This is a genomic window from Burkholderia sp. WTPI3 (assembly GCF_021483755.1).
Classification (GTDB): domain Bacteria; phylum Pseudomonadota; class Gammaproteobacteria; order Burkholderiales; family Burkholderiaceae; genus Burkholderia.
In genome coordinates, this window is sequence record NZ_JAGIXF010000024.1 from 1 (window position 1) to 24,975 (window position 24,975).

At 60.6% G+C, this 24,975-nt stretch carries 20 protein-coding genes; 8 read left to right on the forward strand and 12 right to left on the reverse strand.

The features are described from left to right. Positions 1-1,197 (forward strand): F0F1 ATP synthase subunit alpha (locus J7024_RS15495; RefSeq protein ID WP_234745259.1); only part of this gene is annotated, 1,197 nt, incomplete at its 5' end. Then, entirely contained in the window at positions 1,194-2,051 is an 858-nt protein-coding gene (locus J7024_RS15500; protein WP_234745260.1) for a F0F1 ATP synthase subunit gamma, read from the forward strand. The genes J7024_RS15495 and J7024_RS15500, both read left to right, overlap by 4 nt. Here the strand turns inward: J7024_RS15500 and J7024_RS15505 are convergent. Beyond that, complete coding sequence (locus J7024_RS15505) at positions 2,046-3,314, reverse strand: cation:proton antiporter (protein WP_234745261.1); 1,269 nt, start codon at positions 3,312-3,314, stop codon at positions 2,046-2,048. The genes J7024_RS15500 and J7024_RS15505 overlap by 6 nt on opposite strands. A 469-nt stretch (positions 3,315-3,783) precedes the next feature. Here J7024_RS15505 and J7024_RS15510 point away from each other — a divergent pair, with 469 nt between their 5' ends. From J7024_RS15510 to petA, 3 genes are all read left to right on the forward strand, one after another. Next, positions 3,784-5,250, forward strand: a complete 1,467-nt coding sequence (locus J7024_RS15510) for a PDZ domain-containing protein (protein ID WP_234745262.1) — start codon at positions 3,784-3,786, stop codon at positions 5,248-5,250. Positions 5,251-5,299: 49 nt separating this feature from the next. Next, positions 5,300-5,734, forward strand: a complete 435-nt coding sequence (locus J7024_RS15515; protein WP_234745263.1) for a carboxypeptidase regulatory-like domain-containing protein — start codon at positions 5,300-5,302, stop codon at positions 5,732-5,734. 93 nt (positions 5,735-5,827) lie between these two features. Continuing rightward, positions 5,828-6,454 (forward strand): ubiquinol-cytochrome c reductase iron-sulfur subunit, encoded by a 627-nt coding sequence (gene petA, locus J7024_RS15520; RefSeq protein ID WP_234745264.1) that lies wholly within the window; start codon positions 5,828-5,830, stop codon positions 6,452-6,454. Positions 6,455-6,881: 427 nt separating this feature from the next. On the opposite strand, the gene J7024_RS15525 is transcribed toward petA, so the two are convergent. Beyond that, complete coding sequence (locus J7024_RS15525) at positions 6,882-7,370, reverse strand: universal stress protein (RefSeq protein WP_234745265.1); 489 nt, start codon at positions 7,368-7,370, stop codon at positions 6,882-6,884. Positions 7,371-8,346: 976 nt separating this feature from the next. Between J7024_RS15525 and J7024_RS15530 the strand changes: the two genes are divergently transcribed. Then, the gene (locus J7024_RS15530; RefSeq protein WP_234745266.1) at positions 8,347-10,005 is read left to right on the forward strand and encodes a peptidoglycan D,D-transpeptidase FtsI family protein; all 1,659 of its coding nucleotides are present in this window, start codon (positions 8,347-8,349) and stop codon (positions 10,003-10,005) included. Positions 10,006-10,078: 73 nt separating this feature from the next. Here J7024_RS15530 and J7024_RS15535 read toward each other — a convergent pair whose 3' ends face one another. The 5 genes from J7024_RS15535 to J7024_RS15550 form a co-directional block, all read right to left on the reverse strand. Beyond that, positions 10,079-11,161 carry a mechanosensitive ion channel family protein gene (locus tag J7024_RS15535; RefSeq protein ID WP_234745267.1) on the reverse strand — a complete coding sequence of 361 codons (1,083 nt, stop codon included), beginning with the start codon at positions 11,159-11,161 and terminating at the stop codon, positions 10,079-10,081. Positions 11,162-11,901: 740 nt separating this feature from the next. After that, positions 11,902-13,136, reverse strand: a protein-coding gene (locus J7024_RS15540; protein ID WP_234745268.1) for an IS3 family transposase whose coding sequence is annotated in 2 segments (ribosomal slippage) — positions 11,902-12,782 and positions 12,782-13,136 — 1,236 coding nt in all. Because the reading frame shifts where the segments join, the coding sequence is not laid out codon by codon here. A 230-nt stretch (positions 13,137-13,366) separates the two neighbouring features. Further along, positions 13,367-13,873, reverse strand: coding sequence for a BspC domain-containing protein (locus J7024_RS37515; RefSeq protein ID WP_442861904.1), 507 nt, complete (start codon positions 13,871-13,873; stop codon positions 13,367-13,369). Next, on the reverse strand, positions 13,830-15,149 hold the full coding sequence (locus J7024_RS15545; protein ID WP_234745269.1) for a chloride channel protein: 1,320 nt from the start codon (positions 15,147-15,149) through the stop codon (positions 13,830-13,832). Before J7024_RS15545 ends, J7024_RS37515 begins: the two co-directional genes overlap by 44 nt. A 57-nt stretch (positions 15,150-15,206) precedes the next feature. Next, the gene (locus J7024_RS15550; RefSeq protein ID WP_234745270.1) at positions 15,207-16,394 is read right to left on the reverse strand and encodes an MFS transporter; all 1,188 of its coding nucleotides are present in this window, start codon (positions 16,392-16,394) and stop codon (positions 15,207-15,209) included. Between the two features lie 403 nt (positions 16,395-16,797). On the opposite strand from J7024_RS15550, the gene pal reads away from it, so the two are divergent. Further along, a complete protein-coding gene (gene pal, locus J7024_RS15555; protein ID WP_234745271.1) occupies positions 16,798-17,301 on the forward strand; it encodes a peptidoglycan-associated lipoprotein Pal in 504 nt (167 codons plus the stop codon). Positions 17,302-17,373: 72 nt separating this feature from the next. Here the strand turns inward: pal and J7024_RS15560 are convergent, their stop codons facing one another. The 4 genes from J7024_RS15560 to J7024_RS15575 form a co-directional block, all read right to left on the reverse strand. Next, positions 17,374-17,628, reverse strand: a complete 255-nt coding sequence (locus J7024_RS15560) for a hypothetical protein (RefSeq protein ID WP_234745272.1) — start codon at positions 17,626-17,628, stop codon at positions 17,374-17,376. Beyond that, complete coding sequence (locus J7024_RS15565) at positions 17,612-19,531, reverse strand: chloride channel protein (protein ID WP_234745273.1); 1,920 nt, start codon at positions 19,529-19,531, stop codon at positions 17,612-17,614. The genes J7024_RS15560 and J7024_RS15565 overlap by 17 nt, the downstream gene beginning before the upstream one ends. Before the next feature lie 91 nt (positions 19,532-19,622). Next, positions 19,623-21,224 carry an APC family permease gene (locus tag J7024_RS15570; protein WP_234745274.1) on the reverse strand — a complete coding sequence of 534 codons (1,602 nt, stop codon included), beginning with the start codon at positions 21,222-21,224 and terminating at the stop codon, positions 19,623-19,625. A 129-nt stretch (positions 21,225-21,353) separates the two neighbouring features. Then, positions 21,354-21,779, reverse strand: a complete 426-nt coding sequence (locus J7024_RS15575) for a MarR family winged helix-turn-helix transcriptional regulator (RefSeq protein WP_105822435.1) — start codon at positions 21,777-21,779, stop codon at positions 21,354-21,356. 1,460 nt (positions 21,780-23,239) lie between these two features. On the opposite strand from J7024_RS15575, the gene J7024_RS15580 reads away from it, so the two are divergent. Next, entirely contained in the window at positions 23,240-23,443 is a 204-nt protein-coding gene (locus tag J7024_RS15580; protein WP_105822420.1) for a hypothetical protein, read from the forward strand. Between the two features lie 64 nt (positions 23,444-23,507). Here J7024_RS15580 and J7024_RS15585 read toward each other — a convergent pair whose 3' ends face one another. Then, positions 23,508-23,972: a hypothetical protein gene (locus tag J7024_RS15585; protein ID WP_181157818.1), complete on the reverse strand. Its 465-nt coding sequence runs from the start codon at positions 23,970-23,972 to the stop codon at positions 23,508-23,510. Between the last annotated feature and the right edge of the window lie 1,003 nt (positions 23,973-24,975).

Here is a 24,975-nt window from a genome sequence, read left to right on the forward strand (position 1 = left end):
GGGCGGCCGCTCGATCGCGGCCAGCCGCCGAAATGTCCGTCGTCGCTTCCGATCGAGCGCGCCGCGCCGTCGATCATCGAGCGCGCGCCGGTCTCCGAGCCGGTCGAAACCGGCATCCTGCTGATCGACGCGCTGTTCGCGATCGGCCGCGGACAGCGCGAGCTGATCATCGGCGATCGCGCGACGGGCAAGACGTCCATCGCGGTCGATGCGATCGTCAACCAGAAGCATTCCGACGTGATCTGCGTGTACGTGGCGATCGGCCAGCGGGCCACCGCCGTCGAACGCGTGATCGATGCGGTCCGACGGCACGGCGCACCGGAACGCTGCATCTTCGTCGTCGCGTCGGCGGCCGATCCGCCCGGCCTGCAATGGATCGCGCCGTTTGCCGCGTTCAGCATCGCGGAATACTTCCGGGATCGGGGTCAGCATGCGCTCGTGGTCATCGACGACCTGACCAAGCACGCCGCCACCCACCGCGAGCTGGCGTTGCTGGCGCGAGATCCGCCCGGGCGCGAAGCCTATCCGGGCGACATCTTCTATCTGCACGCCCGCCTGCTCGAGCGTGCCGCCAAGCTCGCGGCGGAGCGCGGCGGCGGTTCGTTGACCGCGCTGCCCATCGCGGAAACCGACGCCGGGAATCTCGCCGCCTACATTCCCACCAACCTGATCTCGATCACCGACGGGCAGATCGTGCTCGACTCCCACCTGTTCGCAGCCAACCAGCGTCCCGCGATCGATGTCGGGCTCAGCATCAGCCGAGTCGGCGGCAAGGCCCAGCTTCCGGCATTGAGAGCCGCCTCGGGAAGGTTGCGGCTCGATTACGCACAGTTCCTCGAGCTCGAGATGTTCACGCGCTTCGGCGGGCTCAGCGATACGAGAATCAAGGCGCAAATCGCTCGCGGGGAACGTATTCGCGCATTGATTGCGCAACCGCGATTCGCGCCGCTACGCCCGGTAGGCGAGATCGCATTGCTGTATGCGCTGGCCGACGGCGTATTCGATGCATGCGTGCCGTCGGCGATCGCAGCGGTGCGTGTCGCACTTCCCGCCCACCTCGATTCGACCGGCATCGCGGCAAAGCTCGGTCCGATGCTCACTGCCGGCGACGACGTGTCGTCCGATGATCGCGCGGCGCTCGTTCGAATCGTCCGCGAGCTCGTACCGCAGCCCGCTGAAATCCGGAGCGACCGATGAGCAATCGGCTCGTTGATGTCCAGAACCGACTGGGTACGGTCCGCGAACTGGAATCCGTGGTGAGCGCGATGCGCGGCATCGCGACGACACGAACGCGAGAAGCACTCGCGCGCCTGCCAGGAATCCGCGCATGTGCCGATCTGATCGGCCTTGCGATCGCCGACGCGATGAGCATTGCCGTACTACGGCCTCCCGAGAGCCCGAGGTCGCCGCTTCCGGGCGACACCCATGTCTATATCGTGATCGGCGCGGAACATGGCTTCGTCGGCACCTACAATCAACGTGTGTTTCAGGCGATCCGCGCCCCGGCGATTGGCGCCGTCGAGTACTTCGTAGTCGGCGATCGCGCGAGAACGACGGCCGACGCACTCAATCTGCCTGTCGCCTGGTCATCGGAAATGATCGTTCACGCCGACGCAGTGTCCGATCTTGCGGCGAAAATCATCGACACGCTGTACATGCGTTTGCAGCACGGCAACGCCTCGCACGTCACGCTCGTGCACGGCGCGCCGCAAGCAATCGGCGAATCGGCTATCCAGACAACGTCGCTACTGCCATTCGATTTCCGGCGTTTCAAACCTGTCACGCGCCCCTTTCCGCCGGTTGTCACGCTCCCGATACAGCAACTGCAGGAAAGGCTGGCCGAGGAATATGTCTACACGCAGGTTTGCGAGGCGATCATCCTGTCGTTCGCGGCGGAGAACGAAGCGCGCATGCGCGCAATGATCGCGGCGAAACGCAATATCGACGACACCTCGCAACGCCTGAACCGGGACTACCACCGCTTGAGGCAGGAGCAAATCACTGCCGAAATCGTTGAACTATCGACCGTTGACGGGGGCTTCACGTCATGATTCGCGACGGGATTGCCTTTGCCGGTTCGAGGTCGCCGTCAACTTCCGGAGCAGCCATCCGAACGTCGTGCCTTGCGTCAGCACGGAGAACACGACAACGACATAGGTCACGGTCACGACCAACTCACGCTCCGGCCCATGTGGAAGCAATAGCGCGAGCGCGATCGAGATGGCACCGCGGAGGCCGCCCCAGATCAGCAGCGTGGTTGTGCCTTTCGGAAACCGGATACGTAGATTGATTGCCCAGAGCGGAATAGCCACGCTCACCGCTCGTCCGACGAGCACACAGACGATGGCAACGAGACCAGCTATCAGATAAGGTCCGGTCTGATGGACCGAAACAACCTCAAGGCCAATCAGAAGAAACAGCACGCTGTTCATCATCTCATCGACGACCTCCCAGAATATGCTCAGATAATCGCCTGCCTGTCCGGCCGCCGCCGTCATCCCCCCTTTGTTACCAACGAACAGTCCGGCCACAACCACTGCGATAGGGCCCGATGCCCGTGCAACCTCTGCCAGCGCATACGATCCCATGCAAAGTGCGATGGATAGCAAGATCTCGACGTGGTGATTGTCAATGCTGCTGACGAGGCGGAAGACGAGCCAACCGGTCAACCATCCCGCCAATGCGCCGCCAACGGCCTGTTGAAGAAACGAAAATGCGACGGTGATCGGCTCTGGGTCATGAGCACCAGTCGCTATACCCAGTAGAGTCAGAAAGACGATCGCACCCACGCCGTCGTTAAAGAGACTTTCCCCGGTTATCCGGGTTTCCAGCTCCTTCGGAGCACCCGTCTTCTTGATGATGCTCATCACGGCAATCGGATCAGTGGGGGATATGAGCGCTCCGAACAGCAATGCATACATGAAGCTTATACGAACACCCACCCACGACGACGCGTACCAGAACGCGACGCCCACAACGGCGGTGGAGATCAGTGTGCCGACGGTCGAGAGCACACCGACTGTCCACTTGACCTGACGTAGGTCACCAAAGTCGACGTGCAATGCGCCGGCGAACAGCAGAAATGGCAGGAAGCCGTGAAACAGGAGTTCACTGAAGTCAATTTCCGGGATCAGTCGCGTATATCGCGCGACATCGATTTCCCCGATTTCTCCCAGCGTGACGAGAAGGACGGTAACGACGAGCGCGATCGTCATCACCCCGATAGTCGGTGGCAACCGAAAAGCGCGGTGGTTGACGTAGCTACCTAGTGCAGCCAGGACAATCAAGGCAGTAAGCGCTTGAAAAAACGTCATGTTTACCTATCCGAGGTCCTGCTGAAAGTTGGCCGCCCACCCCATGACCCGATTCATTCCGCAGGGCACCGGGCGACGAATCCTCTGAGGTGAATCCAGTTCAGGATTCGACGCATTCGTCAGAGCGTACCGCGGGGCGACGGAGCATACATCGCCAAAATCGGCGCCAATCAGGGTTAATGTCACATCGTGACATAGCCGGAACCCGGTCCCGAATTGGCTCGGGACATCCCCCGTGTCCGCATACTCCAGCGCACACACGATGCGCAATACGATGTTCGCCGGGCCGAAGCCAGGCTGGATGCCCGGGCGCGAAAATCATCGTACCCCAAGACAACCGGTCGCACTCATCCGAGCTTCTTAAGCGCAATTTAATTCTCGCGACCTACGGTGAAAACGTCGCGTCACGAAAGTGTCCTGCCGACGGTTTCGCTCAACCGGTTCGGTTTCGCGCGACAGGAGCGTAGTCATGGCAAGCATCGGATTCAAGCGTATCGCGGTCGCTAGTGTCGCAATTGCAGCCTTGTCGGCAAGTTGCATGTCGAAGGAATCGCTTGCCCCGGCGCAGGCAACGCGGGCTTCGCAACGCGTTCTCTCCGCAACGTCAGACATGGCGGCCTATCCGGGAATCGTGTCCGACTTCGAGAACATGGCGAGGGTAGACGGGCCCGCTGTCGTAACAGTCAACGTGTCGCCACTCGATGCGACATCAAGCGTGAAGCAACTATGGCCTCCGCCAGGCGGCGCAAACGATCCGTTCCTTCGCTTCTTCAGGGAATTCTCTCCCGCACCTGGCGACAACCGCGGTGCCCTCGCACGACAACACGCCAGCGGCTTCATCATCTCGTCGGACGGTGGCATCCTCACCGACGCCAGCGACATTGCCGGTGCCTCGAGAGTCACTGTTACCCTCTCCGACGGTCGAACGTATCCCGCCAAAGTAATCGGAAGCGACTCGGCAAGCGGCGTCGCACTGCTTCAGATTCACGCGAAAGGGCTGCCGGTTGCCAGAATCGGATCGCCCTCGGCGCTCAAAGCCGGCGAATGGGTCGCGTCGATTGGTTCCCCATACGGACTCGGGAACTCGATCGTGAGGGGCATCGTAAGCAATACCTCCCGTCTGCTTCCTGACCAATCGTATGCTCCATTGATCCAGACCGATCTTACGGAGAACGCCGGCGATGGCGGTAGTCCGCTCCTGAACCTCAACGGTGAAGTCGTCGGTATCGAAACGCCACTCCCGAACGACGGCCACGCGTACCAAGGTCTGGCCTTCGCGATACCGATCGACGAAGCCATGAAGGTCGAACACCAGCTGAAGTTGCATGGCAAGGCTACTCATGGGCGCATCGGTGTCGCAGTGCAAGACGTGACAGATCCGCTTGCCCGATCGTTCGGGTTGCCACGGCCGAACGGTGCGCTCGTCACGTCGGTCGATTCGGGTGGTCCTGCAGCGAAAGCAGGCCTGCGTGCAGGCGACATCATCGTTGGCATCAACGGCACGGAAGTCTCGGATTCGACACATTTGCCGGCGACTGTGGCCGATCTGAGTCCTGGCGCCTCGATCGATCTTGGCTACTGGCGAAATCATGCTGTACATCACGCGACGCTGGTTCTGTCGTCGATGGACACCCACGATCTGTCCGTCAATACGATGACCCGCGCGCCTTCCGGCGCGTACGGCCTGGAGGTGCGCAATCTGACAGGCGACGAAGAACGGGCTGCCCGAGTCCAGGGCGGCGTACGCGTTGAGCAAAGCAGCGGGCCGGCTGCGTTCGCCGGGATCGAACCGGGCGACATCATTCTGAGGATCAACAACACGCCCGTGACGAGTACGGCCCAGTTCTTCAAGAGAATCGCGCGATCCGCTCATAACGTTGCGCTCCTTGTCGACCGGAACGGCACGCGAATGTTTGTCACCATGGATGTGAGCTGAAGACGTTTCGAAACAAGCACATCGACATGGAGCACACCAGGAGGCAGTCATGAAGTTCTCATCCAGATTGGCGCTCGGCGTCGCGACAGCAGCGATTGCCGTTTTCGCCCGAAGCGGGTTGGCCGCAGAGCTGACGTCGCTTCCACCTCCCGAAAATTCGGGCAAGGTTACCTATCTGTCCGGAGGAATCGGGAGTGACCAATCGGCCGCGATCAAACAGGAGATGGCCAAATACTCGCTCACGCTCGAGTTCGCGGGGCACACGAGCAGCGGGAACGAGTATTTGGCAGACATCCCGGTGCAGATCGTCGACGCACATGGCAACACCGTGCTCTCGACGGTGACCGCCGGACCATTTCTGCTCGTATCGATGCCGGCCGGGCACTATGCCGTGACGGCCACTTATCACGGGAAAGTCATGCGGCGGAGCGTCGCCATACAGACGTCGTCGCATTCTCACGCGGTGTTCGTCTGGACAATGTGATCGATACGGGGCGCCGAGCTGCCCCGTTCGGCTAGCGTTTCAGGAACAGCAGCAGTGTAAGCACGAGCGCTCTTTTGTCTCGAAGGAGTTGACATGGACGACAAACCGATCGAGGCTACGGGACCCGACGTCAATCGCCGTCGTTGGCTCATCGCGACAACCGTCGCGGGTGGCGTCGGCGGAATTGCGGCTGCAATTCCATTCGTAGATTCGCTGACACCGCCCGCCGGCGCGCTCGCTGCAGGCGCCCCGGTCAAGGTCGACATCAGTCAGTTGTCGGAGGGCGGGATGTCGACGGTTGCATGGCGGGGAAAACCGGTGTTCATCGTCGACCGATCGCCGGCCATGCTCGCAAGCGTCGTCAAGGCGACCCCGCTGGTCGCGGACCCCGACTCGCTCCACGCGTTCTCGATGCCGCTGCCGAACTATTGCAAAAACCCGTTTCGCTCGCGTGCCGATCATCGGAACATTCTCGTTGTGGTCGGCGTTTGCACGCATCTCGGTTGTACGCCGACACCTCGGTTTCAACCAGGGTCTCAGCCAAACCTACCGGATAACTGGCTAGGCGGCTTCCTGTGTCCCTGTCATGGCTCGACCTACGATCTTGCCGGACGGGTATTTCGCGACAAGCCAGCACCGCATAACCTCGACGTGCCACGTTACATGTTCCTGTCGCCGACCGAACTGCTGATCGGCCAGGACGGACATGGACCGGCATAGTCCGCCGCCAGGGTGGCCGCGCACGCCATATCTCGCCTGCCGCTAAAATCTGGGAGAACGATCCCTCGGCGCTGTCCCACCGGTAGTCTGTTACGTCACCTGTTGCGTAATTTCATCAATGGGCTCCGCGTCGCCCCATATCGATCAGGAGCCTGCCGATAGACAATTGGCAGATGGCAATTGCAACAGCTCTCTGTGTGGTGCATATGACGTGCCGTAGACGGTGCATGGACGCTCCAGGTTGCGAAGCAAAGACGTCAAGTTGGGCGAAGAGCTGCACTCCTCGCTCAACCAGCTAGTCCTCGAAAGCGGTATTTCATGCCTCGTTATGGCCGAGCCGATCGCCCTCGCGCGCGCGCATGCGCTTCGCCGCGCGCGACCAGCGTGCGGATGCGATCGGCGGTACGGCACGCGATCGCCTGGATCGTCAACGACCATCACTAACGTTGTGCCCTGCTCGAGTATGGTCCTCTTCCCCTTCGCTGACTAAAAGCACTAGGGCATCGGATTTTTTCATGACCTTCGAGGTGACACTGCCGAAGATCTTCTGGAACGCCGTTGGCTCACGGTGACCTATCACGACGAGGTCGGCTTCTTCCGTGATAGCAGCGCGACAGATCGCATCCGCTACAGACTCACCCGAGGTGTCAATCATCGAGGTCCGTCCTTTGACACCATTGCTGGAGAACATTTTCCGCGCATACCGTAGTTCGTTCTCCGCCTCTTCGTGCATAAATAAGCGAAAGATCCTCTCTTCACTGATATCACGAAGTACATCTACCGCAGTGAGATGGTGATCAAGTACAAATACAGCCGTGACTTTCGCGTTCGCGCTGCGCGCTATATCTATAGCTTTGTGCAATGCACATCGAGAAGCACGCCCTCCGTCGAGCGCGACGAGAATTCTCTCGAACATTCTGGTCTCCAATCCCCGGGGAGCGACGTGCTCCAACCAGCCGACTCAGACTCGTTGGCGCCGAAATTCAAGTGCAAACCAGTCAAAGTCAGTCAACGGATGTCGTTGCCAGCAGCGTCCTCGATTACGAGAGAGAAGCGCAATCAGGTACGACGTCCGCTACCCCGATGTTTGTTGTTGGTAAGGAGAAAACTCGTCTCCTTGCCTCTCATCCTCCGCATTTAGGCAGGCGGAACAGCCAATCCGAGCGCCTCTGGTCTCGTAGTAGCCACCTGCACCTTGAAGAATCTCGGTCGGCCAAAACCTGGTACATCGCACCGCTCGGCAGCGACGATTGAAAAGGCGAGGCATATCGGTTGCCCATAGCGCACTCAGTGTCAAGCCTCTCTCGATACGCTAGATCCCCTGTCAGCAATGCAACGCTCCCCACGCTTTTTATGTCACACTGTGACCAATTTTCACCGACAGTGCAACTTCTATCTAGTTGCATGGGGAGAACACCAATGAGCAATTGGCATTTGGCGATTGCTGGAGGAATTTGCATGCTGCTCATCGCGTGCTCACGCCGTGACGGCGTTCAGGCTCTATCCCCCGTGTTCGCGGCAAGGTCGAACATGTCGGCGTCCGAGGTCGCGAACTGCGTTGTGAGCCGTTGGAAGCAGAGCACGCGCCAGTTGGGCCGCCGCGAGTCCGCTGGGGAAATTACACTGCGCGCCAAGTCGTTCTTTAATGGCGTGCCGGTCAGGGTGCGCATCGTACCGGACGGAGGTCACTCGCGCATCGAGTACTTCAGGCAACGCCGCGCGGATCCACTTTACTCGCAGATGGTGCGAGAGTGTCTTCATCTCCAAGCGCCTCCCAGCGAAGCCAGCACTCGGCCCGTCCCTCGGTCATGATTGCGCGACACAGTTCACACAGCACGAGATCCGAAGTATTGAGCCATAGTCTCGACTCCCGATTTCGGTCGAGATCGGCAGTGCTGGGACTCGCATTTGGCCTTGCCTTCTTCGCATTAGTCGCGAGGGCCTTCTGGGTGCAATGCATCAATGACGGCTTCTACCAGGTTCAGGGCAACATTCGCCAAATCCGTGATTTCACGGTGCATGCTGCGCGCGGGCGCATCCTTGATCGCAATGGCAAGATTCTTGCGATGAGCCTTCCGACCCGTTCACTGTGGGTCGATGCGCGCGACGTGCCCCCAATCTCCGACAGCAAGCTTGCCGCGGTGGCAGCTCTGCTCGGCATCAAGCGCAGTCGTATCGAGCAAGCGTATCGGCACCATCGCTCATTCGCCTATCTGCAGCGGCAAGTCCCACTTGCAATCGCGCAAGCCGCCATCCGCCTCGATATTCCGGGGCTTCATGCCGAAAGCGACTATCGCCGCTTTTACCCGGAAGGCGCGATAGCGGCACACGTGACCGGCTTCGCGAATGTCGATGGTAAGGGTCAAGAAGGCGTCGAGCGCGCTGAGAACGCAATCCTTACGGGTACGGACGGTCTGCATCGCGTATTGCGCAACGCACGCGGCGAGATCATCGACTCGCTGGCTTTCACCGCTCCGAGGCCCGGCCGTGATATCCGGCTGTCGATAGACCGCTCGATCCAATATGCGGCCTTCAAGGCCATTCAGAAAGCAGTGCAGCGGACAGGTGCACAAGCAGGCTCCGCGATTGTGATCGACGCGCATACCGGCGAAATTCTTGCCATGGCGAACTGGCCGGCATATGACCCCAACTCGCGCTCTGCCCGCGAGGGCATGCACGTCCGCAATCGTGCGGCCACCGACGTCTTCGAGCCAGGCTCGGTCCTCAAGCCGTTGACTATCGCGTTGGCATTGCAACGTGGCGTCGTCACGCCTAGGACGATCGTCCCGACGGATGGCGGGCGCCTGCGCCTCGATCATGCTGTCATTCACGACGACAAGAACTTCGGTACATTGACTGTCTCGCAAGTCATACAGAAGTCGAGCAACGTTGGCACGACAAAGATCGCGCTCATGATGTCGCCTCAGGTAATGTGGAAGAACTTTCGAGCGGTTGGACTCGGGAAACCGCCACACGCCGGCCTTCCAGGCTCGACATCAGGAAGCTTGCGTCCATACCGGACCTGGCGACGCATTGAGCAGGCCACGATGTCTTACGGGTACGGACTGTCAGCTTCTTTGCTGCAACTCGCGCAGGCGTATTCGGTGTTCGCGAACGACGGCGTATTCGTTCCCGCGACGATTTATATGCGGAGCCGATCGGCTGTGCGCGGGCACCGCGTTTATTCGATAAAGGTTGCCCGGCAGGTCAGACAGATGTTGCGGGCCGTCATATCGGCCGACGGCACAGCCCCCCTTGCTGCAATCCCCGGCTATACGGCAGCTGGCAAGACGGGCACCGCTTACCGCTGGACATCCCGCGGGTACAACCGCGACGAATACCGTGCTTCCTTTGTCGGCATGATTCCCGCACAAGCGACACGCGTCATTATTGCAGTATCAATTGATCGGCCGCGCAAAGGGTCGCATTTTGGCGGGGCAGTGTCCGGCCCCGTTTTCTCGAGGATCGGGCACGACGTGATGAGGATTTTGAATGTCGTGCCCGACGACCCAAGGACGCAATTTTCCTGTGACGAATGTGGAACATCTTGAATCCGCGAGGGAAGGCTGCGAGCCATACCATCCATGAACGCAGACCGCGCACGCGGCGGCACATCGGCGCCCTTTACAATGCGGTCGCCCGATTCTCGTCGCGTTCGAGGCCAACGACGTGGACTGTTCGGGTGGGGAACGCAAATTCGAGTCCAGCGCGGGTGAGTCCGTCCATCAGGTCCAGATTGATCTCTTGCTGAACATCCATATAGACGTTGTAACTTGGGTCCGTAACGTAATACACGACTTCGAATATTAGGTCGCTGTCCCCGAACCCCTTGAAATGCGCGCGATCGAACCGGGTGTTGCCAGCGGATTCGACCGCGGCTTTCACGATTCCTGGTACCCTCCGCAACGTGTCCGGTGTCGCGTCGTAGGTCACACCAAAAGAAAATTGGATGCGGCGTTCGGCCATCCTCTTGTAGTTGTGAATCGTGTGCTTGAGCAGTTCGGTGTTGCTACAGACGACCTGCTCACCGCTCAGGCTTCGAATGCGGGTCGTCTTTAACCCGATGTGCTCGATGCTGCCGGCCACGTCGCCGAATACGATGAAATCGCCGATTTCGAAAGGTTTGTCCAGACCGATCGCAAGCGATGCAAACAAATCGCTCAAGATGCTTTGAACTGCCAATGCAACCGCGACGCCGCCCACACCGAGACTCGCAACGAACGCGGTAATGTTCACGCCCATGTTGGCGAGGATCGCGAGCAAAAGCACAGACCATAAGACCCCCCTTAAGACCCAGGCGATCATCGTGGTCATGACCGGATTGTGAGCAAGGGTACCGGTTGCATCCAGTCGTCTTGTGGTCCAAATGCCAACGCCGCGACTTGTCCAGAGCGCGAGCTGCAGTCCGACTACGAGGAACCAAAGGTGATCGAGTCGGTTTCCCCAGCGCTCTGGTAACGGCAGGAATTTCGCGCCGATCAGTAGGGCGGCGGCCAGCAGGAAGATTTTGTGTGTGCGGCGCAGCACCTCCACAAGCATGTCGTCGTACTGTGTACTGGTACGTATCGAAAGAGCCGCGAGGCGATCCGTGATGAACTTCAGCATATAGGCGAGAGCGACGTAGCTTCCCGCAGCCGCTGCAAGCGCGTACACCCAGTCAATCACAGCAATCCCCATAAATGCATTAAGGTCCAACCAGCTTCTCATTGCTCTTCCCCGCTTGAGTGCAATCCGTAGATATAGATCGAGAATTTCCGGAACGTCGATGCAATTTGTGTCGCCTCATCCGTCGAATAGTTCCCCAAACGCGTAAGCGACTCGGCGCGGCCGGTCCCCGATTCACGTGCGCGTGGAGCATGATGTGAGAGGTTGGAGAATTCCGTCTGGATCACGTTAGATCGTGCCCACGATCGTTGATCACGGGCACGATCTATCCAGAATTGCCTGGCAATCAGATGTATAAGGCTGGACTAAACCGAACAGACAACGTCAGATCGTGTGACTCAGTTCGGCGAGGAGGCGTCATTCTTCAGCACAGTCACGTGGACGCGTTGACGTCCGCTCCGCCCTAGCAAACGGTCATTTGGAGGCAACCCGATCCTCTCAGTCGCCGGGAGTTTTACGCTAGCGCGCAGCAGCCGTCCTTTTAGACGGAAAGCCGCTCGCCGGCGCTGCCAACAGACCGCTCAGAACTTGCGCTAGCTTTGTCGGTCTCGAGCGCGCTCAAGCTCGCGCATCAACTTATGCATTTCATGTTGTCGCCCGAGATGCCAGTCACTGGGCTAGTCGCACCACTTTTGATACCAGACGATCTCTCTGATGCTGGCTCTGCTTTGTCGATCATCCTCGCCTCCCCGATGCTGATGTACCCTCGCTTGTAGTTGAAAGCGGGCTGATTCAGCGAACAGTTTGGACTTGCCCCCGCATAACCGGACACGCAGTAACGCTTAGGTTTTGGAATTTTCGCGCTGGCGAAACTCGCGTGGAGAACGATATTTCAGGGCGCTGTGAGGATGCGATTCGTTGTAGTGGTCGAACGCGATACCCAGGTTTTGCAGCGCCGTCCTGACGTCTGGCTTTGGCATCCACGACACGTAATCGCGCTTCATCGTTTTGACGAAGCTCTCGGCCATCCCATTACTCTGCGGACTCCTGACGGGTGTCGTAACGGGCTTCAGGCCGATTTCTCGCGAGAACGTCAGCGTATCGCCAGCAATGTAGCAGGAACCGTTGTCGCTCAGCCACTCGATTTCGCTGTCCGCCTTCAACGCGCCGGCGAAGCGATTTTCGACCGCCTGAAGCATCACGTCGCGCACCATGTTGCCGGTGTAGCCGCCGGTGCTTGCGGCCCAACTCATCGCCTCGCGGTCGCAGCAGTCCAGCGCGAAGACGACGCGCAAGGGGGCGCCATCATCGCAGCGGAATTCAAAACCGTCCGAGCACCAGCGCACGTTGCTTTTGTCCACTGCAACCTTGCCATCATGCCGGCGCGTGCACGAAGCATGACGCGCTCGGCGCTCGAGAAGCAGACCGTTGCGGCGCATGACTCGGTACACCCGTTTCACATTGACGCGGGGTTGGCCCAACGCATCCCGGCTTCGCCTCAGCAGCGCCCAGGCACGCCGGTAGCCATAGGTTGGCAGCTCGGCAACCAGCCCTTGAAGCTCGGCAACGAGCGGCACGTCATTCAAAAGAGGCGTCCTGCGCCGGTCGACCCATTCGGCCGGGCGATTCGATTTGACTGCGAGATTCGAGCGCGACACACCCAGGACTTCACACACCGTCTTCAACGGTCGTCCCCCGGCAGCAATGGTGAGCGCGCAATCAATTTTTTTGCTCGACCGTACTCCACGGCTTCACGGAGGATTTCCACCTCCATCGTTTTCTTGCCCAGCAGCCGTTGGAGTTCGCGAATCTGCTTCATGGCTTCGGACAGGTCCGATGCCGGGACCACCTGTTCGCCGGCACTGACCGCCGACAGGCTTCCGTCCTGATAAAGCTTGCGCCAGGCGAACACCTGGTTGGCATTGATTTGATGACGACGGGCGACGCCCGAAACCGTGGCGCCGGGCTCGAACGTCTCGCGCACTATCGCGAGTTTCTCTTCGACCGAACGCCGACGACGCTGCTCCGGCTGGGTCAGAATTTCGATGGGTTCCACGTTGTGACTAGGCTTAAACATAGGCCGAAGACTACCTCATAATTTAAGCGTCACCTCATGTCCGGCTTTCGCGGGGGCCGGTCCACAGTTCCTCACGCTAACACTCGGCCTTTATCGAGTTTGGCAATGCCCGGCACACAAAATTCCTCACCGGTGCGTGCGCAATCATCCCGATTGCCCGATGCAGGACCATAAGTCGTCGCATTTCACGCCGCGCAAACCTGATGACGCACGCAGTACGAGTAAGCCGGTCACTGCGTTACCAATGGCTTTATTGTCATACCTACGATGTGCGAACGCCAGGCACTGCACTTGGCCGACACGGGAATCCATGCGCCGCTAGGTCGAAGGCGCGCTGAGGCGCGAATGGACACCATCGAGTCCACGGACGGTCCGCGAGCCGTTCTCCCCTCGATCGCGCGAAAGGCGCGAACCTTAGCCTTAAGCAACCGCCCATCGGGCGCGATAAACATGTCGTACTGCGCCGATGTCCTGATCCATCGGTCGATTTCCGCAACACACTTGATGACGGCCGGGCGAACGTTGATGCGCGCAAGGTAGCGATAGTACTCGGGAATCGTTTGATCAGCCCTGGATCGTGCCGCATACGCAAACAGAAACATGGACACTGAGACAAGGATAAGCAGGCTTTTCATGAGTCGAGGTAAACGAGGTGGATCATATTTCCTTCCGCGGACCGATGGCCTCTCCAAGTCATCGGGGGGACCCTGGGAAGTAGCGGGTCGAAAGTGCTTCATACAGCGGCGGAGCGAAAAACCGCGACACGCGGCTGGCGATCAGCGCCGTGGCCATCAACGAGATGACCAGTGCGTGACCGTTGATCATCTCGATGACGATCACGAACGCCGTGATCGGGCTCTGCGTAACCGCGGCCAGATAGCCGACCATCCCGAGCGCGATCAGCATCTGCAACTGCATTCCCGAGAACAAAATATGTAGCGTGTTGCCGATCCCTGCACCGATCGCAAGCGACGGTGCAAACAGGCCGCCCGGCGCACCGGGCAGGTACGAGCCAATCATCGAAACCATCTTGAACACCGGGTACAGGACGCTCACGTCCGTGTGGCTTTCGAGCATGCCGCGGGCTTCCGCGTATCCGCTGCCGAACGTATGGCCGTGCGTCGCCACGCCGACGACCGCGATGACCAGCCCGCACGCGGCGCCGAACAGCACTGGCCGGCCGGCACGAAAATCCTGAAGCCCTCGCGGCATCCAGCGTCGCGTGTTGAGTAACAACCAGCAGAAGATTCCGCCCATGACGCCGGCGATCACACCGATGAGGACGACCGCAAGTGCCAGCGACTCAGGCAGGCGCGCGCCAACATCGATCGTGCCGAAATAAACGTAGTTACCTTGAATGCCGAGCGACACGATACCGGCGAAGATGATCGCCGTGATCAGCACGCCACTCGTCCTTTGTTCGAAACTGCGCGTGAGTTCCTCGATCGCGAACACGACGCCGGCGAGCGGTGCATTGAACGCGGCGGAAAGGCCTGCTGCCGCGCCCGCGAGGGCCAGCCGGTGCTCGAGGACGCCCGGGCGAATCGCACGGAACCGCTGGGGATAAAACTTCCGCAGATTGAACATGAGTGCGGCGCCGACGTGAATCGTCGGGCCTTCGCGACCGATCGTGAACCCGCCAAGAATGGCCAGGAACGAGACGAGTATCTTCCCGATCAGGATCCGGAACTTGAGCAACCGCGCTCCCGAGTTGCCTGGCGCATGCAGCATGGCAATGACCTGTGGAATGCCGCTCCCCTCCGCACCATCGAAGAATCTCCGCGTCAGCCAGACCGTCACCGCACCGATCATCGGCGTGATGATCAGCGGCAACCATGCATGTTGGGCCGCGTAGCCCAGAAACACCGCGTAGCCGAAATCGATCAGCTTCGCGTAAAGCACCGCTACGAGGCCGACAGCCACCGCACCCAGCCAGAACACGCCATAGTGAAGCCACAGACGCCGCGCATGCAGCAACGCGCGTCGATCTGCGAGCGCGGAAATGCAGATCATCGGTCTCCCCCTACCCACTCGTCAGTCTTGTTCATTTTCAAACGATGCCCTGATCGTTCAGGTTCGCCGCCGCGGCGGCTTCATGCTGAATGCGATCGCCAGCCATACTACAACCGCGCCGGCACATGTCAGGAACACCATATTCGGGCCACTTTGCTTCAGCAGCCAGCCGCCCACGATACCGCCGAGCGCGAGCCCGATCGATTGCGTGGTGTTGTAGACGCCCGTGGCCGCGCCCTTGCGTGAACCAGGCGCGAGCTTCGACACGAGCGACGGCTGCGACGCTTCCAGGATGTTGAATCCGAGGAAGTAGACGAAAAGAATCGCCGCCACAATCAGGATGGTATGCGGTGCGCTGCCGAGCAACAATTGGCCGATCAGGATAGCCAGAATCCCGCCGAGCAGCACCGGTTTCATCTTGCCCCGTTTTTCCGCGACGATGATCGCCGGGACCATCATCACGAACGCGAGCCCCATCACCGGCAGGTAGACCTTCCAGTGCGCGGCGACCGGCAGCCCGCCGTCGACCAGCAGGCGCGGCACGACGAGGAACAGCGCCGTCTGCGTCGCGTGCAGCACCAGCACGCCGAAGTTCAGGCGCAGCAGCTCGACGTTGTGCAGCACCTCGGCGAACGGCGCGGGCACGTGCACGGGCTTCGCCGCATCGGGCACGATCCACACCACGACGCCGATCGCGAGGATCGACAGCACGCCGACGATCGCGAACAGCCCGCTCATCCCGACCCAGTGGAACACGATCGGCGCGCCGACGATCGCGACCGCGAACGACACGCCGATCGAGCCGCCGACCATCGCCATCGCCTTCGTGCGGTTCTGCTCGGAGGTCAGGTCGGCAATGAACGCGAGCACCGCGGACGACACGGCGCCCATCCCCTGGATCACGCGGCCGACGATGATCCATGTGATGTCGTGCGCGAACGCGGCGACGAAACTGCCGATCGCGAAGATCACGAGGCCGGTCGCAATCACCGGCTTGCGGCCGAACTTGTCGGACGCCCACCCGTAGAAGATGTAGAACAGCGACTGCGTGACGCCGTAGGCCCCGAGCGCGATACCGACGAGCAGCACGTTGTCGCCGCCCGGGATGGTTTTCGCGTAGACCGAGAACACCGGCATGATCATGAACAGGCCGAGCATGCGCAGCGCGAAGATCGCCGCGAGCGACGTGGTCGCGCGCAATTCGGGCGCGGTCAGGCGCGAAGACACGGTGGACGACTGGGACATCGTTGACGCGATTTACCGAACAGATCCAACAACGGACAAAAAAAACCAGCTGGGTAGCCGGGTTCAAGAAGCTCGCCCCGGCCTTTCGTATCGGGACGACCGGACGTCGAGTGACGCGAGCTGAGGGAGCACATCTGAATTCACAATTTCGCAGAATTTCCGCATCGTAACATGGCAACTAGTCACGATATGATATTTCTCCTACTCTAGTTAAGGTGGCTGTATTCACCAACCATGTGACCAAGAAATCCTTCGAATCATCCTTCAGTTTATTTACAGAACCCCGTCGCCCGTCAAAATGGAGCAGCACCGTTCACTGCGCTTCCAGCAGGGGTGCCGCCGCCCGTTCCGTTGATCCGCGACCCATTCCGTTCGATCGAACGCCCTCTTCGGGAGACCAGTGATGAAAGGCTTGATGCGATACGCGGTGGTGTTGACCCTTGTGATTTTCGGTGGGTGCCACTCCGCAACAAAGACGTCCAGCACTGCCGGCATGATGAATCAGGGGACCGCAAATGGTCAGGCGATCGGGACGCCGTCGACCATGGCTGACGAATTGAACAACCCCAACAGCCCGCTCGCAAAACGCAGCATCTATTTCGATTTCGACAGCTATGAAGTGAAGCCTGAGTACCAGTCGCTGCTGCAGGCGCATGCCGACTATCTGCGTCTTCATCCGAGCCGACACGTCTTGATCCAGGGGAATACCGACGAACGTGGGACCAGCGAGTACAACCTCGCGTTGGGCGAGCGCCGGTCGCAGGCCGTGCTTCGCACACTGGAAACGCTCGGCGTACCTGACGCACAGATCGAGGCGGTCAGCTTCGGCAAGGAGAAGCCGGTCGCATTGGGCCACGACGAAGCGTCGTGGGCGCAGAACCGCCGTGCGGATATCGTTTATCGATGAGGCGTCATCGTGGCGGGGGCCCGCTCCCGCCACGCATTTAACGACAGAAACGGCTCGTCACCGGTATCGTGATCACAAGCCCATGAAGTACGTCCGGACATCCATCTCGGCGGACCAGGACTGCACATCGGAGAGTTCATCGAACTCGACCGGCTTGCCCCGGTAAAGGCAACAATATCCATTCGCCGTTCTGTAGACGATGACCCACTCGCGATCGTCACTCGCCTCGCCTTCCAGGTTGCCGGCCAACACTTCCTTCCATTCATCGAGATGCAGGGCCATCGCAAGGCGCCGGCGCAGAACGGCCAGTTCAACGCTCAGTTTCATGCTGAACCTCCTTGCCGGCACGCACTTCGGCCCGAGTCGACGCGTGGCTGTCACGATGCTGTGTCCCTGACTGCCGGGTGCGCTCCGTTCCACGCCGGCTCTCGGGAAAAATCCTGATGCTGCTCGCCACTGCGTCTGCGATGTGTTCCTTGGCAATGACCCCGACCACTTCCATTGCGCCCTCTTCTTCGGGTCGGGTCACGACCACCGCCATGGTCGCGTGCTTCTGACGCAGCTTGCTGATCACGTCGAACGCCGCTTCGCCCGGCGCGACCACGATGAAATTGCGTTGAGCGAGTGCACCGAGCGTCACCGACGGATGGTCGTGCGAGATGGCCCGGCGCAACCCGGTGTTGATGCGAAGCACACCCTCGATCCGGCCCGATCGCGTGACGACCACGTGGCGGAACGGGGGGCCGTCCAGATTGCCCAGAATGTCGCGGAACAGTACCTCGGCGTCCTGCACGAGCACGTCCGTCTCCATCACTTGTGCCGCGTTCTGGACGAGGAACATGTTGGCATGCAACGCGTTCGGAATCACGTGACCGCGTCGCACGAGCTTGAGCGTATAGATGCTTTCCCGGCAAAGCAGGCGCCGCGTCGCAAGGCTGACCGCGACGGCGATGATCATGGGCAGCACGATGTCGTAGTCACGGGTCATCTCGAAGATCATCGCGACCGCCGTCATCGCCGCGCCGGTTCCCCCGCCGACCATCGCTCCCATCCCGACCATCGCGAACGCAGGCGCGCTGACGGGCGCCTCGGGCAGTACGGCCTGGACCGAGGCGGCGAACGCCGCGCCCAATGCCGCACCGATGAACAGCGACGGCGAGAAGACGCCGCCAGAGGAGCCCGAACCCAGGCTGATCGACGTAGCGAGGGTCTTGCAGAGCGCAAGCGTGATCAGAAACAGGCTGCCGCCGAGCTGCCCGTAAAGCAGAGCCTGAATCGTTGCATATCCCACGCCTTCTATGTAGTAATGCCCGGCGAAGCGCATCAGCAGGTAGATCGTCACGCCGACGAGCAACATCCCCGACGCGTGACGCGCATAGCGGCCCGGCATGCGCTCGAAGACATCCTCCGCGAAATGAAGACCATGGGTCAGCATGGCTGCGCCGGTACCGGTGACGATGCCGAGCGCCGCATACAGCAGGAGTGTCAGCACACTGCCCGGACGATCCGGAATCGCGCCCAATTGGGCCGGCACCAGGAACGCCGGCGCACTGCCGAAGAACAACCGTCCGACGAAGGTGGCCGTGCCGGTCGCGAGCGCGACCGGAAGGAACGTGTTCACGCTGATTTCGGGCATCATCAGCTCGGTCGCGAACAGGACACCGCCTATCGGCGTATTGAACGTCGCGGCGATCCCGGCACCCGCGCCTGCTGCCACGAGCGTGATGCGCTGGCCGGCGCTCATCCTGACCGCTTGCCCGAGCGTCGAACCCAGCGCCGAACCGATCTGGATGATCGGCCCCTCTCTACCGACCGCCGCGCCGGTGCCGATCGCGAACGCGGACGCCAGCGATTTCACGATCGCGACCACCGGGCGAATCACGCCGCGCTTGAAGTAGATCGCGTCCATCACCTCGGGCACGCCGTGCCCCTTCGCCTCCGGCGCAAAGGTACCCACGAGCCAGGTCACAACGAGTCCACCGATAACCGGCACGAGTATGACGAACGCCCCCCATACGGAAGTTGGCGTGAACTCGCTTGCGTTGTACGAGGCCGAAAACCGGCCGAGGAAAAAGGCGTTGTGCACAAAACCGATCAGCCCGCGGAACGCGACGGCGCCGATTCCCGTGACGACGCCGACCACAATACCCAGGCAACTCAGGCGATACATGTCGATCGGCGACGCGTCGTCTTCCGTTTGTGACGACCGCTGGACGCGACCGGTTTCCACGCGAAGCGATGCGAGTTCGCCGGCCGCGCTGCCCTCTCCTCCTGTCGATCCCGATGTCATGACTCCCGCCTGTGTCGAGTGTGCAAATCCATCAACTGGTCTCGTTCATGCGCCCCATCATCTCCGACGTCTCGCCGGCATCGAGCGCACTGCGCATGGCCAGCGCAAGCACAGCCACGCTCCAGGCGGCGACCAGCAGAATGTCCCAGCCGAATCCGATAACATCCAGACCGCCTCCGATGCCGCCCAGCCACGACAACAACCATAAGCCGCCGAACCATGGGAGCAACCAGGCGATGTGCTTCCAGCCGAAGTCTCGCGCGCTACGGCGTAACACGACGTGATGGTGAAGCGCGTAGAGGACGAAACCGATTGCGACCAGCGAGAACAGGAAATTGTTGGTCTTGAAGCCGGTCCAGTAGATGACGAGGTTGCTGCACACGAAGGCGAGCGGCGCGATCAACCCGGCCCCGCTCATGCGGAACGGCCGCTGCAGTTCCGGCATGTTGCGTCGCAGGACGAGCAGCGCAATCGGCCCCAGCCCGTACGTGAGAACGGTGATCGACGTGATATAGCTCACCATCTGCTGCCACGCCGGGAACGGCATCAGGAACAGCACACCGACAGCCCACATGATCAGGACGGCAACCCAGGGAATCTTGTTGGTATTCAACCGCGTCAGCATGCGCGGGCCTGCGTCCAGTTCTCCTGCCGCGAACAGGATGCGCGAGCCACCTGTGACGTACATCAGACCGGTTCCCCCTGGCGATACATAGGCGTCGATGTAAAGCAGCGTGGCCATCCATCCCATGCCGAGGGTCGTTGCGAGCCCCGCGAACGGCCCCATCTCGCCTTTGAAGCTGAGGTTGTTCCAACCTGCGGCAAGATCGGCCGGCGCGAGCGCGTAGATGAACGCGATCTGCAGCAGGATGTAGATGACGGCGGCCAGAAGTACCGCGCCGATCACGGCCAGCGGAATGTTTCGATGAGGATTGGCGCTTTCGCCGCCCAGGTCGATCGCGGTTCGAAAGCCGAGGTAGCTGAAGACGATGCCCGCGGCCGGCAGCGCGGTGAACATGCCGGACACGTGGTAACTGCCGGGCGCTGCCTGCATGACGCCCCAATGCGTACTCGCACCCAGCAAGCCGGCAATCGTCAGAAGCGGCACGAGCACTTTCCACCACGTCATCGTGGAGTTCACGCGCAACAGCCAGCGGATCACCATCAGATTCAGCAGGGCCATGACCCCGAGCAGGCCGGCACAGGCCATGAAGCCGATCGCCGTCAGCAGGCCGGTGCTTCCCGGCTGGATAAACCACGGCAGGTAGTTGTTCGCGTAGGTGACGATTGCCTCTGCCTCGACTGCCGGCACCGGCACATACGCGAGAAACAGCAGTCCGCACCAGATGCGTCCGAGCCCTGCGCCGTGGCTCGCATGGCTCATGTGCACGAGAGCACCGCTGCGGGGAAACAGTGCGGCGAGTTCGGCAAAACAAAGCGCGATCAACATGATGATGACCGCGCCCAGAACCCAGCTGCCGATGCTCAGCGGGCCGGCGATGCGCGATGCGTGATAGGCGCCGAACAACCAGCCGGAACCGACCATGCTGGTCGTGCTGGCGAACAACAGCCCGATGATTCCGGCGTCACGCCGGAGTTTGCCTTCCAGATTGAGGCTCGAGGTCGTGCTCATATGCCACTCCTTGCAAACGACCTCCCCCTGCTGCGTGTGTGTTCGTTCTCCCACCCTGCCGGTTCTTGTGACGGCCGATGTGTGTCGGCCGTTCGGGGAACCCGTTGCGCGCGCATCGCTGCCGCGCGATCAGTTGGTATCGGTGACGTCGTGGAATGCCCAGCCGAATGACTGAATTTCCGATTTGTGCAGGGCCGCAACCTTGCGCAAGCAATCCGCCCCTTTTTCTGTCAGATGGATCTCCACTTGCCTTCGATCCTGCTCGCTCGTCTGGCGCCGGACGAGCCCGGCTGCTTCGCAGCGTGTGATGAGCGCCACAGTGCCATGCGAGGACGCCTGCAGCCGCTCGGCAATCTCGCCCACTGTCGCCCACGAGCGGTCCGGAAACGCACAGGTGTGCAACATCAGCATGTATTGCAACGGCGTCAGCCCCTCGGCACGCAAGATTTCCTCCGAGAAACGCAGGAAGCGCCGCAGCCGGTAGCGAAATTCGGATAGCTGCTCAAGGTCGTGTTTCGTGGCGCTTGCGCCAGCCTTTCGATTGCTTGCTGCCATCACGAACTCCGGAAACACCGGGAGTTTTCTGGAATCATGTCATCACGTGACCTAAAATATAGGCGCGCGTGACGGGTAGTGCAAAGTGCTTTCATTAATCGCTACTCCGATCGCAGCGTGGATTGACCCCATCAACCAGCATGAGTGAGGAGAAGTGGACGGCATTTCGATACCGATGCTGATCGCGCTGGCCGCCTTACAGCCCGGTCATTCGATAAGCGCACATGCGGGAACGGCCAGCCACGTCGTTGCCCCGGCGCGGAATATTCTGCATGTGGGCAGCCCTCAGCCGTCGCCTGGTTCGACGCCGCAAGCGCGCCACGCGTGGGCAAGCGATTCGGCTTCCGGCCCGATCTACATCCCCAGCGTGACCTATCACCCTGACGGCTGGGGCACACATTCCCGCCTCGTAGGCGACCGCTTCCGGTGGTAATCGATCAGCCCTGCATTCTGTCAATCCACCGCGGCGAATGTATCCTCCCTGCATCTCTCCGGGCAACTTCCCGGCTATCCCCGTTCGCATTGGATGACCGTGGGTTCGCTTGTGGCACACGCACGGAGCAGATCAGGCTCGTTCCCATATTTGCCAGCACGCGAGTTTAACCGCGTGTCACCCGATAGAGACTGCTCACGTAACGGACGTATCGGAACACTACGCGAGTTTCGCCAGCAAGCACATTCTCAAACCGAAGCGTGACCGCCTGTCCGGTCACCCAGGGGCAAGTTCACTGGCCGACGGGCATTAACCTCGACGTTGCCCATCGCTTCAAGCAGGCGGTAAACCGAGCACGAGGTGCTACGCCATGCGAAGGACGGTCGGCCATTTACGAATTGAGAAACTGCGACGTACGGTGAACATACCGGTCGTGCGACGGTCCCGCTCTACGATTGCGGGCGGGCGTCGACCGCGAGATCCACTATGTCGACGAGTGTGTTGCGCACGAACGCCGACACCTTGCTGCACGTCTTCTAGGTGGACGAGCCGCTAAGACCTGAACCCGAGCTAGGTCAGGTCACGCGCCACGCGCCGTCCGTCTCGAACTGCAGGTGCGCGCATCGGTCCGGCGAACAGCGCCGCGGAACTTTACGTGCCGTGCGCAGCGCGCCGGTTCGCCATCCAGTGCTCCTGGTCCAGCTTGCCTTTTTCGAAATGCCGGTCTAGGTAGACCAGCCCGGGCGCGTCCAGAACGGCCGGATGGCGATCTTCGCCATGCCGCAATGACGGAACGGGTTACCGCACTGCTTGGCGTACAACAGGCGCTCAAGCGCCACCCGCTTGGCACCCAGACAGCAACTGTTTGATCTTAGACCAATATTTATTGGGGCCATGCCGCAACCACGCGTAGAGTCTGAACCGTCCTAACCGGCAAATTGCGCTGAAATCAAGGTCACCTCGGAACTGCAGCGCGCGCTACGCCGCTGCGCACTTCGACGTTCAGTCCGCTTAGGAAGACCTGCCGATGAGCCAGTTTGTTCAGATTGCGCCGGGTGTCGTGTTCTCCGCCGATGTACTCGGGGCCGACTGGGCGCGTAAGTATCAGCAGATCACCGAAATTGAAGTGCCAAACGGGCATGCGCAATCCGCAACTTGGCGGAACCGGCCCGCCAAGGAAACCGGTCAGACGATCGACGAAAGCACTTCGAGCCAGATGTCGTTGTTGTAGACGACGACCGGCGCTCCAGCCTATGCCCGTCCGCCTCGCACAGAGAAGATCAAGCGGCGCATGTTCATTGTTCGGCCAGCCGCTCGAGCTCGTCGAATTCACCAAAGAAGTCCTGCTGCCCTGGCAGTGCCGCCGGCGACCGACGTGCTGCTCGCGGCCGCGGATGCCCCGCTCTCTTCAACGTGCGCGCAATCGCATGAAGCTGCGCCCAAATCTGATCTGCTTCGGCGCTCGACAAAGTGTCGGCCGCCACTTCGAGCGCACCAACGAGCCTCTCGAGCTGTTCGGGTGCGCCGGCCAGCACGGGGCGCACTTGATCGCGCGCCTTGCTTTCCCGATATGCTTCAAGCCATCGCTCGAGCAGCTTGCGCTCGTCGCGGGACAGAGTGTCAAGCAGCCCAGTCGGGACAGGTTCATCGACACGAAACGTACCGATGACACATTCGCGCGTCCGCGCCCTGATGGAAGGCCGCTTTGGAGGCTCGACCCGAAGCAACTTGATGAGGCGCCCTTGTTCTCGAATGAGCATCGTTCGTCTCTGATTCCATGCGATCACACCAGAGCATAACAAAACAGTACGTCATGAGCGATTGAGCAACGGCTCATATCCTATCGCGTCATTGTCCGCCAAAGACAATCTCACTGAGCTGAAATGCGCCGGCGCGTCGTGCATCCGGTTGAAAAGCTCACGTCCCGACCGCTTCATGTCGCCGCTTGCGGCGAGTCCTTTCCGTTGTCGTGATACTGATGAAATAACACCGAGCACACCAGTGGCCACGTCGAATCGTATTCGGTGTGGCGAGCCATCGATGGCCTCGGGCGCATTCCCACTCAAGTCTGGTTGCGCTATTCACATAAGTCGCTGAGACACACTTCCCACCACGCTCAAGTGCAATGTCTTTCATCAGCTCGAGCCCGAGCCTGGACCCGTCGCGGCTGCACACTGGGCACCAATGCCCCCGAACAACAGCCCCAGGAGCGGCCTCCCAGCGATGCCCGTGTTCGCACTCCCATTTCAGGCGCGTCGCAGCGTTTCGGTATGTTTCGGACAAGCACCGCCCGCCGAGTTCCCTCGCCCGCAGGCGCATGCGCTCGATCCCAAAGCGCATTGCCTCCCGCTGACACTCCGGGCACCAAGCGCCACGAAAGATTCTCGCGCCTTGCGTCTCCCACTCGTGGTCTGCACCACATCGGAACCTATAGTAGGCCTTGCTGCCCTCGTAGACCTTCGACAGACAGACCCCACCATGGCTCCTCGCTCGTTCACGTAACCTTGCCAGGCCATCCTGGTGACGATATGCGTGTACCTTCTCTCGGTCCGCGCAAATGCGGCACCAGGCGCCCCGCACGATCTCGCTACCGGAAGTCTCCCATTCATGTCCAGCAGCACACCGGAAACGATAGCGCTCTGTCAGTTTCGTGTAGCTGGTCGACAAACACTTGCCGCCTCTCGCATTTGCGGCCCCTCGCATGCGCGTCATCCCGTCCGGATCGGCCATGCGTTTCGAGTGTTGCGTCCTCGCGCAGAGCAC